The sequence below is a fragment of the Kitasatospora sp. NPDC088779 genome (assembly GCF_040685395.1).
In the GTDB taxonomy this organism is placed as follows: domain Bacteria; phylum Actinomycetota; class Actinomycetes; order Streptomycetales; family Streptomycetaceae; genus Kitasatospora.
This window is the reverse complement of the sequence record NZ_JBFBHW010000006.1, coordinates 76,220-88,803: the sequence shown is the minus strand read 5'-3', so window position 1 is coordinate 88,803 and position 12,584 is coordinate 76,220. Positions and strand designations below refer to the sequence as shown.

Here is a 12,584-nt window from a genome sequence, read left to right as displayed (position 1 = left end):
GAGAACCCCTAGATCACCCCGACCCGGGGCCCCGGGGAGACCCGGGTGCGGACCTCGGGGACGACCCCCGGCAAGGGCCCCGCACCCCCTGCGACCAGCGGTCAGACCGGCCAGCGCTCGCCGCGCCAGGCGGCGTCCCAGAACATCCACTCGTAGCGCGAGGTGGTCGTGAAGTGCTCGACGACCCGGCGCCGTTCGGCCGGGGAGATCTCCTCGCCGAGGCGGTCGGTGAGCGCCAGCACCCGGCGGACGACGGACTGGAACGCCTCGTCGCCGTAGGTGGCGATCCACTTGGCGTACAGCGGGTCGGGGGAGCCCTGGGCGAGCAGCGCCTCGCCGACCCGGGCGTAGATCCAGTAGCAGGGCAGCACCGCGCCGACGGCCTCGGCGAAGGAGCCGCCGTAGACGGTGGCCAGCAGGTAGCTGGTGTAGGCCCGGGTGGTGGGCAGCACCGGTTCGGCGGCGGCCTGCTCGGCGCTGCCGCCGAAGGCGGTCAGGAACTCGGCGTGCATGCCCTGTTCCGCGGCCAGCGCGCCGACCGCGTCGTCGGCGAAGGCCCGCACGTCCTCCTCGCCGGGCGCCTTGGCGGCGCAGACGGCGAGCGCGCGGGCGTAGTCGCGCAGGTAGTGCGAGTCCTGGACGACGAAGTGGCGGAAGGCCGCACGCGGCAGGGTGCCGTCGGTGAGGCCACCGATGAAGGGGTGGGCGAGGATCTCGGCGTACACCGGCTCGATGGCCGCCCAGAGTTCTTCCGTCAGGCTCTTGCTCATGCCCAGGACCCTAGACGGTCGGTCCGCGGGCGGTCAGCCCTCGGGCGGGGAGAACACCACCAGGACCCGCAGCTCCTCGGTGACGTGGTGGAAGCGGTGCGGGGTGCCGGCCGGGACGTAGACGACGGTGCCGCGCCCGACCGTGGCGGTCTCGGCGCCGACGGTCAGTTCGGCGCGACCGCTGATCACCTGGTAGATCTCGTCCTGGTCGTGCGCGGTCTGCGGGTCGGTGTCGCCGGGGGAGAGCGCGTAGAGCCCGGCGGACATCCGCGGTTCGCACAGGAAGCGCAGGTACGCGCCGTCGTTCGCCGCGCGTTCGACGTCCAGTTCGTCCAACCGGAACAGCTTCACCGCTACTCCCCTCCTTCGTCCATCCACCGTGCGGGCCACGGGCATTCAACACCACGGGCACCGGACCGGGGGAGCCAGGATGTCCGGCGGGAGCGCCAACATGTCCGAGGAGAGCTTCCCCCGGGACGGCGGGGCCTGCCAGGCTTGGGCGTCATGAAGGGTTTCCTCATCAAGACAGTGATCAACGCGGTGGCCATCTGGGTCGCCGCCTGGATCGTCAACGGTATCCAACTCGCGAGCGGCAAGGCCGACCTGGGCCACAAGGCCCTGACGGTGGTCGCCGTCGCCCTGGTCTTCGGCCTGGTCAACTTCCTGATCAAGCCGCTGGTCAAGCTGTTCTCGTTCCCGCTGTTCATCCTCACCCTGGGGCTGATCACCTTCGTGATCAACGCCCTGATGCTGTGGCTGACCTCCTGGGCCGCGGGGAAGCTGCACCTGGACTTCAACGTCACGGGCTTCGTGCCGGCGCTGCTCGGCTCGCTGATCATCAGCCTGGTCTCGTGGGGGCTGCACCTGGCCCTGGACGACGACTGACCTCGGCCGTGGCCGGGCACCGACTGGCCGAACCCGACCCGGCCGGTCACGAGGCGGCCGGACACCATCAGGCCGAACACCGTCAGGCCGAACACCGTCAGGCCGAACACGAGAGGGGCCCGCGCCCGGGTGGTTCACCCGGCGCGGGCCCCTTCGTCGGTGGCAGCGGCGCGGCCACCGCTCACCCCGCGTTCTCACATCCCCGGAGGATGTCCGCGAGCTCGGCGTCGAGTTCCTGCCCGGTGATCTCCTGGCCCATCGGCACCAGCCGGTCGGTGCGTGCCAGGAAGGCGACCAGCGGCGGCGCCGAGGCCCGCAGCAGGGCGTCCCCCTCGGGGGAGTGCAGCACGATGCAGACCTCGGTGAGCTCCTCGCCGACCGGGTGGATGTGCACGTCGCCCTCGCCGGAGGGCCGGCTGATGCCGTCGAGCAGCAGCTCGCGCGCGAACACCCAGGTGACGGGTTCGTCGCCGGGCAGGTGGAAGGTGAACCGGACGGCGTACGGGTCGTCGGGCTCGTACTCCAGGTCCACCACGATGCGGAAGGAGAGCTCGTGCGAGACCACGAGGTTCATCACCAGGTGTCCCTGGACTGTGCTGTGCTGCATGGCGCCAGTACCTCTCGTGGGGCCGGCCGGGTGGGCCGTGGGGTGGGGGGGGTAGGGGCAGGGCTGGGGGGCGGGGGCAGGGCTGGGGGCTTCGGGCGCGGGGCCGGGGTCGTCAATTGCTGCGTGCGGGGCGTTTTCTGACGGTTTTGTGCAACCAATCCCCGTTAGGTCACCATCGTCCATGTTTGGGGACGTAGTGGACAAGGTGTGCTTTTTCAAATGGTGAACGAACGGGATCCGTGCCGGCGCGAGGAGCGTCAGAGGACGAACGACGGGCCCATCGCGCCCACGCTGCGCCGCAGTTGGCCGGCGACGACGGTCAGCCGGTCGGCCTGTTCGACGGGCAACGAGAGGGCCATGGTGGCGACCATCGGCCCGACGGTGATGGGGACGGCCGCGCAGACGGTGCCGAGCGCGTACTCCTGACGTTCCAGGACGGGCATGGTCGGTCGCAGGGAGGCGAGCCGGCGCAGGACGGCGGCCTCGCCGGTGACGGTGGAGGGGGTGAGCCCGACCGGCGGGTGGCGGGCGAGGTGGTCACGGCGCTCCTCCTCGGACAGTTGGCCGAGCAGGCACTGGCCGATGGCGTGCGCGTGGCCGGTGGCGCGGAGGTCGGCCCAGGGCTGGACGGCGGGGCGGCCGGGGTCGTCGGCGACGTCCACCACGTGGATCTCGCCGTCCCGGTAGAGCGCGAAGTAGACGGGGGCCCCGAGTTCGTCCCGTAACCGCTGCATCCGCGTGCGCAGGTCGTGCCGGTCGGACTGCCGGTCGTCGGCCCGGCCTATGCCGTTGACCGACTCCCCGTAGAAGAACCGGCCGTCGGAGCGCCGGAGGTAGCCCTCGTGGGTGAGGGTGCGCAGCAGGTGGTAGGCGGTGCCGAGCGGCAGTCCGGCGGCGCGGGCCAGTTGTTTGGCGGTGGCGCCCTGCCGGAATCCCCCGACGGCCTCCAGCAGCCGCAGCGCCCGCTGGACGGAGCCGATCAGGGTGGGGCCGCGGCCCTTGCCCGGCGAGGTGGACGGCGAGGTGGACGGCGGCGGGCTGCCGGGCGGCGAGGTGGGCGTCGGCGACCTGGTGACGCGCCCGGTGCGGACCGTCCTGGACGGCTCTGCGATCTGATCCATGGCCACGTCCATCCCCCAGCCCGAGTCAATGCACAGAAAGGGCATCCGGAGCGAAGCCCTCCGATCTGCCCGATAGTGGCTCATTGCAGCACAGGGATGACCTCCCTGCAATCACTCTTACACCGATCACTCGGCAAAATCATTCGATTCGAAGGCGAGAATCAGAATCGACCAATATTTGGAAGATCAGTTCAAGATTCACCTTCGCTATCCAAGATCTATCCGCAGTTACTCCCCGCCCCCCGAACGGACGCACCGGTTCGGGCGGGTTTCGGCCGGACCGTCCCGCGGGAGACTCCCGCACAACGCTCCAGCCCCGGAGGTCGCCATGGGCCCCGACAACCGAACCCCGCCGCCCCGCCCGGTGGTGAAGCGCACCGCGCGGGCGATCCTGCTGGAGCTCGACCCGGACGACCCGTACGGCCCGGCCTCGATCGTGCTGATCCGGCGGGTCCGGCCCGGCGCGCCCCAGCCGTACTGGATCACTCCCGGCGGCGGGGTCGAGCGCGGCGACCGCACCGTGGTCGAGGCGCTGCACCGCGAGGTGGACGAGGAACTCGGCGGCAAGATCGTCGACGTGGTGCCCGCCTTCGTCGACACCATCAGCCACACGCACCATGACGACGGCACCCTGCTCCACCCGCACGGGGTCAAGGTGCAGCACTTCTTCGCCTGCCGGCTCGCCTCGATGGACCTCAGCCGGCGGCACGGCCCCGAGGTGGACGAGCCCAACGGCGAGTACCAGGTGGTCCGGCTGCCGTTCACCCGCGAGGGGGTGACCTCCGTCAACGTCGTCCCGCCCCGGCTGCGGGCGTACCTGGCGGCCAACATCGAGGGCGTCCGCGCGCTGCTCGCCCCGGACCTCGGCTGACCGGCTGAGCCGCCGACCCGCTGACCAGCTGACCCGCCGACCCGCTGGCCACTCCCGATCCCGGCTGATTCTCCCGCCGGGGCCACCCGATCACCCCGCCGCCCGATCACCCCGCCGCCCGATCACCCCGCCGCGAGGTCGCCCACCAGGTCGTGCCGGATCCGCTCGGCCGCCACGCCCGAGCGCAGCAGCACCCCGACGCCCCGGCGGACCATCGCGGGCGGCCCGCTGAGGAACGCCTCCCGCCCGGCCCACGGCCCGAACCGGCCCACCACCTCGGGGAGTTCGCCGGTCAGCGCACCCTCGGCCGACCCGGTGCCGGAGAGCACCGGCCGCACCGTGAGCCACGGCAGCCGCCGGGCCAACTCGTCCAGCCCGTCCAGCTCGTACAGGTCGGCGGCGCGGCGGGCCCCGTAGAACACGTCGACGGCGCCGACCGGCGTGCCGCGCTCGGCCACCTCCTCGACCAGCGCGCGGATCGGCGCGATGCCGGTACCGCCGCCGAGGCAGAGCAGGTCCGCGCCGGCGACGTGGTCGGCGGTCATCGTGCCGGCCGCCGGGCCCAGCCGCAGGACGTCCCCGGGCGCGGCCCGGTGGACGAGCGCGTTGCTCACCCAGCCCGCCTGGACGGCCTTCACGTGGAAGGTCAGCAGCCCGTCCGGCCGGGGGGCCGAGGCGAACGAGAAGTGCCGCCAGACCCGCGGCCACCAGGGCGTCTCCAGACTGGTGTACTGCCCGGCCCGGTACGGGTACGCCTGGTCCGGCCGGACGGTGATCACCGCGACGTCCCGGGTGCGGCGCTCGTGCCGGACCACCTCGCCCTGCCACCAGGGCGGCGAGGTGCGGGCGGCGTCCTCGGCGGCCTCGATCATGATCGAGGAGACCAGCCGGTAGACCCGGCGCCAGGCCAGCTCGGTCTCGGCGTCCCACCGGCTGCCCGCGTACCTGGCCAGCGCCTGTACCAGGCACTCGCCGACCGGGCCGTAGTGGCCGGTCAGCGTGCCGTACCGGCGGTGGCCGCGACCGAGCGCGCCGAGGTGGACGCGCAGGCCGGCCGGGTCGTCGGCGGCGCGGGCGGCGGCCAGCAGCGCGCGGAACAGGCGGTCCCGCTGGACGTCCATGGCAGCCGGGAAGAGCGCCCGGACCTCGGGGTGGTGCAGGAAGATCAGCGCGTAGAAGTGCGCGGTGGCGCGGTCGGCGACCGGCTCGACGACCGCCAGGCTGGCCCGGATCAGCTCGACGTCCCGTACGGTGAGCGGCTGTTCGACGGGGGAGGCGCTGCGGTCGGGAGCGCTGCGGTCGGGGGCGGGCAGCGGGGCCGACAGTTGGGCCGGACGGCCCTCGGCGGGCTCCTGCACGGCCCAAGCCCTGGTCCAACTGTCGCCGGGGCCCGCCCAGTTGAGGCCGGGAGCATCGGTGAACAGCGGCCGGAACGCGGGGGCGGCAGACGGCACGGCGGGCGACTCGGCCGGCGGCTCCGGGCAGTTGGGCGCGGGGACGGCCGGCGGCCCCACCGGCGGAGCGGGCACCGCCGGGAGGACGGCTGTCGGCGCCTCGGCCGGGATCTGCGGCGGGAGGTCCGGCGGGTCCAGCGGCATCGGCGGCCGTTCGGGCCCCGCCCCGGCCGCCCTCGCGACTGTCACCCCGGCCGCCATCCCGGCCGCCGTCACCTCGGCCGTCACGTGCGCCATCGTGTCCGCCGCCGCGTCCGCCGGGAGCTCCGGCAGGCCCGGGACGGAGGCGGCACCCGCCGAGCCGTGCCCGGTGCGGACCAGAAGTGTTCTGCGGGACTTCACCGCAACGTTTCGAGTACCCAAGAGAATCGTTTCGCCTCCGGCCGCCCTGCGCCACCACCTGGCTTGTCTCTGCTGACGCCTAGGCAGCGTGGCACGCCCGAACTGCTCATCCGACAAATCACGCGAAGCCCGGACACCCGGGCCCGGGACGCGCTACTCTCCCTCGATTCGCGCCCCGTCGCCCTGGGTGCGGAGCACGCCACCCAGGGCGACCGAGTCGTGCTCAGAGCTGCCGCAGCAGCGTCCCCGGCCGCTCCACGCAGTCCGCGACGAACCGCAGGAAACCGCCCGCCGTCCCGCCGTCGCAGACCCGGTGGTCGAAGGTGAACGACAGCTGCACGACCTCGCGCACCGCCAACTCCCCCTCGTGCACCCAGGGTTTGGCGACGATCCGGCCGACCCCGAGCATCGCCGCCTCGGGGTGGTTCAGGATCGGGGTGGAGCCGTCCACGCCGAACACCCCGTAGTTGTTCAACGTGAAGGTGCCACCGGTCAGTTCGGCCGGGGTGAGCGAGCCGTCGCGCGCCGCCCCGGTCAACCGGCCCAACTCCTCGCCGAGTTGCTCGGTGGTGCGGGCGTGGGCGTCCCGCACCACCGGGACGACCAGACCTCGCTCGCCCTGCGCGGCGAAGCCCAGGTGCACCGCCGAGTGTCGGATGATGCCCGAACCGTCCTCCGTCATACTGGAGTTGAGCTCCGGGAAACGGGCCAGCGCGACCGTGCAGATCCGGGCGAGCAGCGCCAGCACGCTCACCTTCGGGCCCGGGGTGGCATTCAACTGTCGCCGCAGCACCATCAGTTCGGTGGCATCGGTGTCCACCCAGCAGGTCACCGCGGGGATCTCCCGGTGGCTGCGGCTGAGCTTCTCGGCCACCGCCTTGCGCAGCCCGCGCAGCGGGACGACGCCCTCCCGCGCCACCGGCGCCGGAGCCGTCGGTGCCGCCGCCTTCGCCGCGACCGCCCGTTCGACGTCCGCGCGCATGATCAGCCCGTCCGGGCCGCTGCCGGAGAGCGCGGCCAGATCGACCCCCTGTTCCCGGGCCAGCCGCCGCACCAGCGGCGAGATCACCGGCACCACGCCCGGAACGGTCCGCACCACCAGCGCGGGAGCCGGAACAACAACCGGAACAGCAGCAGGAACAGGAGCCGGATCAACAGCAGCAACAACAGCAGGAACAGCAGCCGCACCCCCCACCCGGCGCCGCCGCCCGCCCTTCCCCGGCTCGGCGACCCCGTACCCGACCAGCGGCCGCTCCACCTCCGCCGCCGCCTCGACCAGCATCCCGGCCGCCGCCTCGGCCAGCAGCGAAGCCCCTTCCGCCGGAGCCACCGCGACCGTCACCAGCGGCGCGCCCACGGCGATCTCCTCGCCCTCCTCGCCGTACCGGGCGGTGACCACCCCGCCGTACGGGCAGGGCACCTCCACCACGGCCTTGGCGGTCTCCACCTCCACCACCGGCTGGTCGACCGCGATCACCTCGCCGACCTCGACCAGCCACCGCACCACCTCGGCCCCGGTGAGTCCTTCACCGAGGTCGGGCAGCCGGAACTCGCGCACGACGGGCATCATCCTCGGTCCTCCCACTGCAACCGGGCGACCGCGTCCAGGATCCGGTCCACCCCGGGCAGGTGGTGGTGCTCCAGCATCGGCGGCGGGTACGGGATGTCGAAGCCGGTCACCCGCAGCACGGGCGCGGCCAGGTGGTAGAAGCAGCGCTCGGTGACCCGGGCGGCGATCTCCGCGCCGGTGCCGCCGAAGCCGCTCGCCTCGTGCACCACCACGGCCCGGCCGAGCGAGCGCACCACCCGGCAGACCGTCTCGTCGTCGAACGGCACCAGGGTGCGCAGGTCCAGCACCGCGAGGTCCCAGCCCTCGGCCTTCGCCGTCTCGGCCGCCTCCAGGCAGACCGGCAGCGAGGGCCCGTAGGTGATCAGCACGGCGGAGGTGCCGGGCCGCCGCAGCACGGCCCGGCCGATCGGCTCGACCGGCGCGGCCGGGTCGAACCCGTCCTTGCCCCAGTAGAGCCGCTTGGGCTCCAGGAAGACCACCGGGTCGTCGGAGGCGATCGAGGCCCGCAGCAGCCCGTACGCGTCGGCGACCGTCGCCGGGGTGACCACGTGCAGGCCGGGGGTGGCCGCGTAGTACGCCTCGGAGGCGTCGCTGTGGTGCTCGACCCCGCCGATGCCACCGCCGTACGGGATGCGGACGGTGATCGGCAGCGGGAGTCGGCCGGCCGTGCGGTTGCGCATCTTGGCGACGTGCGAGAACAGCTGCTCCAGCGCCGGGTAGGCGAAGGCGTCGAACTGCATCTCGACGACCGGGCGCAGCCCGTACATCGCCATGCCGATCGCGGTGCCGAGGATGCCGGCCTCGGCCAGCGGGGTGTCCAGGCAGCGGTCGGGGCCGAACTCGGCGGTCAGCCCGTCGGTGATCCGGAAGACGCCGCCGAGCGCGCCGACGTCCTCGCCGAGCACGTGCACCGCGGGGTCCTCGCGCAGGGCGTCGCGCAGCGCCGCGTTGAGCGCCTGCGCCATGCTCGCCGTACGGGTCGGTGTGGCCGTCTGGTTCATCAGTGCTGCACCTCGGCCTCGGCGGCCAGCTCGGCGGACAACTGGGCGGCCTGTTCCCGCAGTTGCGGGGTCGGCTCGGCGAAGACATGGGTGAACAGCGCCATCGGGTCCAGCTCGGGGTCGGCGTGGAACTCGGCCCGCATCCGGGCCGCCAGCGCCTCCGCCTCGTCGGCCGCCGACTGCACCAGCGCGTCGTCCAGGACGCCGAGTTCGCGCAGCGAGCGGTCCATCAGCAGGATCGGGTCGTACTCCCGCCAGGCGGCCACCTCCGGGTCGGTGCGGTAACGGGTGGCGTCGTCGGCGTTGGTGTGCGCCTCGACCCGGTAGGTGAGCGCCTCGACCAGGGTCGGGCCGCCGCCGGTCCTGGCCCGCTCGACCGCCTCGGTCAGGACGCCGTGCACGGCGGGCGCGTCGTTGCCGTCCACCAGCCGGCCCGGCATGCCGTAGCCGACGGCCTTGTGGGCGAGGGTGGGCGCGGCGGACTGCGCGCTGAGCGGGACGGATATCGCGTAGCCGTTGTTCTGCACCAGGAAGACCACCGGCGCCTGGAGCACCGCGGCGAAGTTCAGCGCCTCGTGGAAGTCGCCCTCGCTGGTGCCGCCGTCGCCGAGCATGGCCAGCGCGACCACCGGCTCGCCGGCCAGCCGGGCGGCGTGCGCCAGCCCGACGGCGTGCGGGGCCTGGGTGGCGAGTGGGGTGCAGAGCGGGGCGGTGCGGGTGGCGCGCGGGTCGTAGCCGGTGTGGGCGGTGCCGCGCAGCAGGGTCAGCGCCTCCAACGGGTCGACGCCCCGGGAGACCACCGCGAGGGTGTCGCGGTAGCTGGGGAACAGCCAGTCGGCCTCGCCGAGCACCAGCGCGGCGGCGACCTGGCAGGCCTCCTGGCCGGTGGACGCCGGGTAGACGGCCAGCCGGCCCTGCTTGGTCAGGGTGGTGGCCTGCTGGTTGAAGCGGCGGCCGACCACCAGGCGGCGGTACAGCTCGCGCAGCAGTGCGGGGTCGTACTTCTCCAGCGCGGGGGTGCCGAGCACCCGGACCGGTGAGGCGTCCGGGAGCAGGGGGGCCGGGTCGGTCCGCGGGGCGGTGGCCCCGGGGGTCCAGCCGGGCACCGCCGTGTGGTGTCTGTGGTCGAGAACGGTCATCTCGGGGCACCTCCTGGGGTGGCGGGGGCTCCCTACCGATTGTTCGGTCGTCTGTTCATCTTGACCAGAAGCGTGACAAGGTGGTGGACATTCGGCCTGAGCGGCGGTCGACTGGTGGCAGTGCGTCCAATCGGCGAGGGTGGGGGGTCATGTCGGCTGAACAGATGTCCAGACTCGACCGGGTCGACCGTTCGATCCTGCGGCTGCTGCAGCAGGACGGCCGCGCCTCGATCCGCTCGGTGGCCGAGCGGGTGCACGTGTCCCGGGCGAACGCCTACGCCCGGATATCCAGGATGGTCGAGGACGGCATCATTCGCGGCTTCACCGCCCGCGTCGACCACGAACGGGCAGGTCAGGGCGCGTCCGCGTACATCACCCTGAAGATCGTCCAGAACTCCTGGCGCACGGTCCGGGAGCAGCTGCTGGAGCTCCCCGGGGTCGCCCACATCGCCCTGGTCGGCGGAGACTTCGACGTCCTGCTGCTGGTGCACACCGCGGACAACCACGCGCTGCGGGAGCTGGTGCTGGGCAGCATCCAGTCCATCCCCCAGGTGCTCGGCACCCGGACCATGCTGATCTTCGAGGAGACCGACCAGGTCCCCCCGGACTGACCAGGTCCCCCGGACCGACCGGCAGGCCCCGGCCACCGGCCGGCGGCGGCTACCGCGCGCGCAGCCCGTCGAAGGCCAGGTGGACGACCGCGTCCGCGAGGCCGTCGGTGCCCTTGAGGCCCGGCCGGTACCACTCCACGATCGAGTTGATCATCCCGAACAGCAGCCGGGTGGCCAGCCGCGGCTCGACGTCCGCGCGCAGCGCACCGTCCGCGACCGCCGCCCGCAGCAGCTCGGCGACCTGGTGGTCGAACTCCCGGCGCCGCTCCAGCGCCCACTGCTCGGTGACCGTGTTCCCGCGCACCCGCAGCAGCAGCGTCACGTACGGCAGTTCCGCGAGCAGCACCTCGGCGGTGCGGCGCACCACGTGCTCCAGCCGCTCCACCGCCGGGCCCCGCACCGCCGCCGGCTCGGCCAGGATCGCGAACAGCCCGTCCAGCGCCCGCCCGACGGCCAGCCGCAGCAGCTCCTCCTTGCCCCGGACGTGGTGGTAGATGGACGACTTGGAGATCCCGGCCGCCCGGGACAGGTCCTCCATCGAGGTGCCGTCGTAGCCGCGCTCGTTGAACACGTCGACGGTCACCGCGAGCAGTGACTCCACGGTGTAGGCGGTACGCGTGCTGTGATCGGCCATCCTCCGAGTATCCCCGGCCGCCCCGCGCCGTACGCGATCGGGTCCGGTCGGGTCCGCGGCAGCGCACTGGTCCACACCAGGCCCCGATGCGCAGGCCCTAGACTCGGCGGACGATCGTCCACGTCCAGCAGGGTGGGGTCCAGTCCGAATGAACGCAATACCGGCCGTCGCCTCCGACGTGCCCGAGCAGCGCAGCGATGATCCGGAGGGCGTGCCCGGCGGCGGCTGGCGGGAAGGCGCCCGCGCCCTGGTGGTCCGGTTCGGGCCGGCGGTGTGGTGCTACGCGGTGCTGAAACTGATCGGCTTCACCGTCTTCATGAAGCTGCTCTCCTTCTCCGGGGACTACCTCAAGAAGCCGGCCCGGTTCGGCGGCGGCGCCAACCCCTGGGACGTGCTGGCCACCTGGGACGGCTGGTGGTACCAGCAGGTGGCCCAGTTCGGCTACCACCCGGCGCTGGTCACGATCCCCAACGGCCCGGTCGGCTTCTCCGTCGAGCAGAACTCCGCCGCGTTCTTCCCGCTCTACCCGGGCCTGATGCGGATGACCTCGGACGTCACCGGCCTCGGCCTGTACGGCGCCGGGATGCTGGTGTCGGTGGTGGCCTCGCTGTTCGCCGCCGCCGGGATCTACGCCGTGGTGGACCGGATGGCCGGCCCCAGGGCGGGCGTGATCGCGGCCGGGATCTGGGCGATCGCCCCGGGCTCGGGCGCCGAGTGGGCGGTCTACTCGGACTCCACCTTCGTCGCACTGGCCGCCTGGGCCTGCTACTGCGTGATGACCAAGCAGTGGGTCGCCGCCGGGGTGATCACCCTGGTCACCGGGCTCAACCGGCCGACCGCCGCGGCGCTGATAGGCGCGGTCGGCCTGGCCGCGCTGGTGGAGCTGTACCGGCGCGAGAGCGGCGTCCTGCGCCCGCTGACCGCGATGCTGCTGGCCCCGGTCGGCCTGCTCGGCTACGTGGCCTGGGTGGGCTGGCGGATGGGCGAGTGGGGCGGCTACTTCCGGCTCCAGCACGACGCCTGGCTGCACTACTTCGACTGGGGCCAGGGCACCTGGCACGCGATCCGCGGCGTGCTGCTCGGCCGCAACGACTACCCGTTCGCGTTCCCGGTGCCGGACCTCTTCGCCACCCTGATCGTGCTCACCCTGCCGGTGCTGATCGTGCTGCTGATCCGGCTGCGCCCGCCGCTGGTGCTGACCGCCTACACGCTGGCCACGATCGTCTCGGTGCTGGGGAGCCTCGGCATCTTCGGCAACGTCTCGCGCTACCTGCTGCCGGCGTTCCCGCTGCTGATCGCGCTCGCGGTGGCGATGCGCAAGCTCAGCTGGCCGGTGCTGGCCGCGGTGCTGGGTTTCGGCGCGGTCGCCTCCGGCTGGTACGCGGGGTACGTCATCTTCGAGCTGGGCGTGCCGTAGACCCTGCCCCGCACCGGCCCCCGGGGGCGCGTCCGCCACGGACGCGCCCCCGCGCGCTTTCCGGCCACCGCCCCGCGCGTCTTCCCGGATTCCGTCCCCTGCACCCTCTTGAGCCGACCGATCGTTCGGTTACCCTGTGACGTGTCCCGTCCTCCCTCCTGA

At 73.0% G+C, this 12,584-nt stretch carries 13 protein-coding genes; 4 read left to right on the top strand and 9 right to left on the bottom strand.

Annotation, left to right across the window (positions count from 1 at the left end):
• Nucleotides 1-101: 101 nt before the first annotated feature.
• Both tenA and AB0P03_RS07245 read right to left on the bottom strand, forming a co-directional pair.
• Nucleotides 102-770 carry a thiaminase II gene (gene tenA / locus AB0P03_RS07250; protein WP_063348422.1) on the bottom strand — a complete coding sequence of 223 codons (669 nt, stop codon included), beginning with the start codon at nt 768-770 and terminating at the stop codon, nt 102-104.
• Between the two features lie 33 nt (nt 771-803).
• Complete coding sequence (locus AB0P03_RS07245) at nt 804-1,121, bottom strand: cupin domain-containing protein (protein ID WP_363581594.1); 318 nt, start codon at nt 1,119-1,121, stop codon at nt 804-806.
• Nucleotides 1,122-1,274: 153 nt separating this feature from the next.
• On the opposite strand from AB0P03_RS07245, the gene AB0P03_RS07240 reads away from it, so the two are divergent.
• Entirely contained in the window at nt 1,275-1,655 is a 381-nt protein-coding gene (locus AB0P03_RS07240) for a phage holin family protein (protein ID WP_363581596.1), read from the top strand.
• A gap of 181 nt (nt 1,656-1,836) precedes the next feature.
• On the opposite strand, the gene AB0P03_RS07235 is transcribed toward AB0P03_RS07240, so the two are convergent.
• Together AB0P03_RS07235 and AB0P03_RS07230 are read right to left on the bottom strand one after the other, a co-directional pair.
• Complete coding sequence (locus AB0P03_RS07235) at nt 1,837-2,262, bottom strand: SsgA family sporulation/cell division regulator (protein WP_363581598.1); 426 nt, start codon at nt 2,260-2,262, stop codon at nt 1,837-1,839.
• Nucleotides 2,263-2,519: 257 nt separating this feature from the next.
• A complete protein-coding gene (locus AB0P03_RS07230) occupies nt 2,520-3,383 on the bottom strand; it encodes a helix-turn-helix domain-containing protein (RefSeq protein ID WP_363628020.1) in 864 nt (287 codons plus the stop codon).
• Nucleotides 3,384-3,711: 328 nt separating this feature from the next.
• Between AB0P03_RS07230 and AB0P03_RS07225 the strand changes: the two genes are divergently transcribed.
• On the top strand, nt 3,712-4,254 hold the full coding sequence (locus AB0P03_RS07225) for an NUDIX domain-containing protein (RefSeq protein WP_363581602.1): 543 nt from the start codon (nt 3,712-3,714) through the stop codon (nt 4,252-4,254).
• Between the two features lie 122 nt (nt 4,255-4,376).
• On the opposite strand, the gene AB0P03_RS07220 is transcribed toward AB0P03_RS07225, so the two are convergent.
• The 4 genes from AB0P03_RS07220 to pdhA form a co-directional block, all read right to left on the bottom strand.
• Nucleotides 4,377-6,050 (bottom strand): globin domain-containing protein, encoded by a 1,674-nt coding sequence (locus AB0P03_RS07220; protein WP_363628019.1) that lies wholly within the window; start codon nt 6,048-6,050, stop codon nt 4,377-4,379.
• A 223-nt stretch (nt 6,051-6,273) separates the two neighbouring features.
• A complete protein-coding gene (locus AB0P03_RS07215; RefSeq protein WP_363628085.1) occupies nt 6,274-7,617 on the bottom strand; it encodes a dihydrolipoamide acetyltransferase family protein in 1,344 nt (447 codons plus the stop codon).
• The gene (locus AB0P03_RS07210; RefSeq protein ID WP_363628018.1) at nt 7,617-8,621 is read right to left on the bottom strand and encodes an alpha-ketoacid dehydrogenase subunit beta; all 1,005 of its coding nucleotides are present in this window, start codon (nt 8,619-8,621) and stop codon (nt 7,617-7,619) included. Before AB0P03_RS07210 ends, AB0P03_RS07215 begins: the two co-directional genes overlap by 1 nt.
• Nucleotides 8,621-9,760, bottom strand: a complete 1,140-nt coding sequence (pdhA, locus tag AB0P03_RS07205) for a pyruvate dehydrogenase (acetyl-transferring) E1 component subunit alpha (protein WP_063348428.1) — start codon at nt 9,758-9,760, stop codon at nt 8,621-8,623. Before pdhA ends, AB0P03_RS07210 begins: the two co-directional genes overlap by 1 nt.
• Nucleotides 9,761-9,924: 164 nt before the next feature.
• Between pdhA and AB0P03_RS07200 the strand changes: the two genes are divergently transcribed.
• On the top strand, nt 9,925-10,371 hold the full coding sequence (locus tag AB0P03_RS07200; RefSeq protein WP_363581606.1) for an Lrp/AsnC family transcriptional regulator: 447 nt from the start codon (nt 9,925-9,927) through the stop codon (nt 10,369-10,371).
• 49 nt (nt 10,372-10,420) lie between these two features.
• Here AB0P03_RS07200 and AB0P03_RS07195 read toward each other — a convergent pair whose 3' ends face one another.
• Nucleotides 10,421-11,005, bottom strand: coding sequence for a TetR/AcrR family transcriptional regulator (locus tag AB0P03_RS07195; protein ID WP_363581608.1), 585 nt, complete (start codon nt 11,003-11,005; stop codon nt 10,421-10,423).
• A gap of 148 nt (nt 11,006-11,153) precedes the next feature.
• Between AB0P03_RS07195 and AB0P03_RS07190 the strand changes: the two genes are divergently transcribed.
• Nucleotides 11,154-12,422, top strand: a complete 1,269-nt coding sequence (locus tag AB0P03_RS07190; protein WP_363581610.1) for a hypothetical protein — start codon at nt 11,154-11,156, stop codon at nt 12,420-12,422.
• Nucleotides 12,423-12,584: the final 162 nt, after the last annotated feature.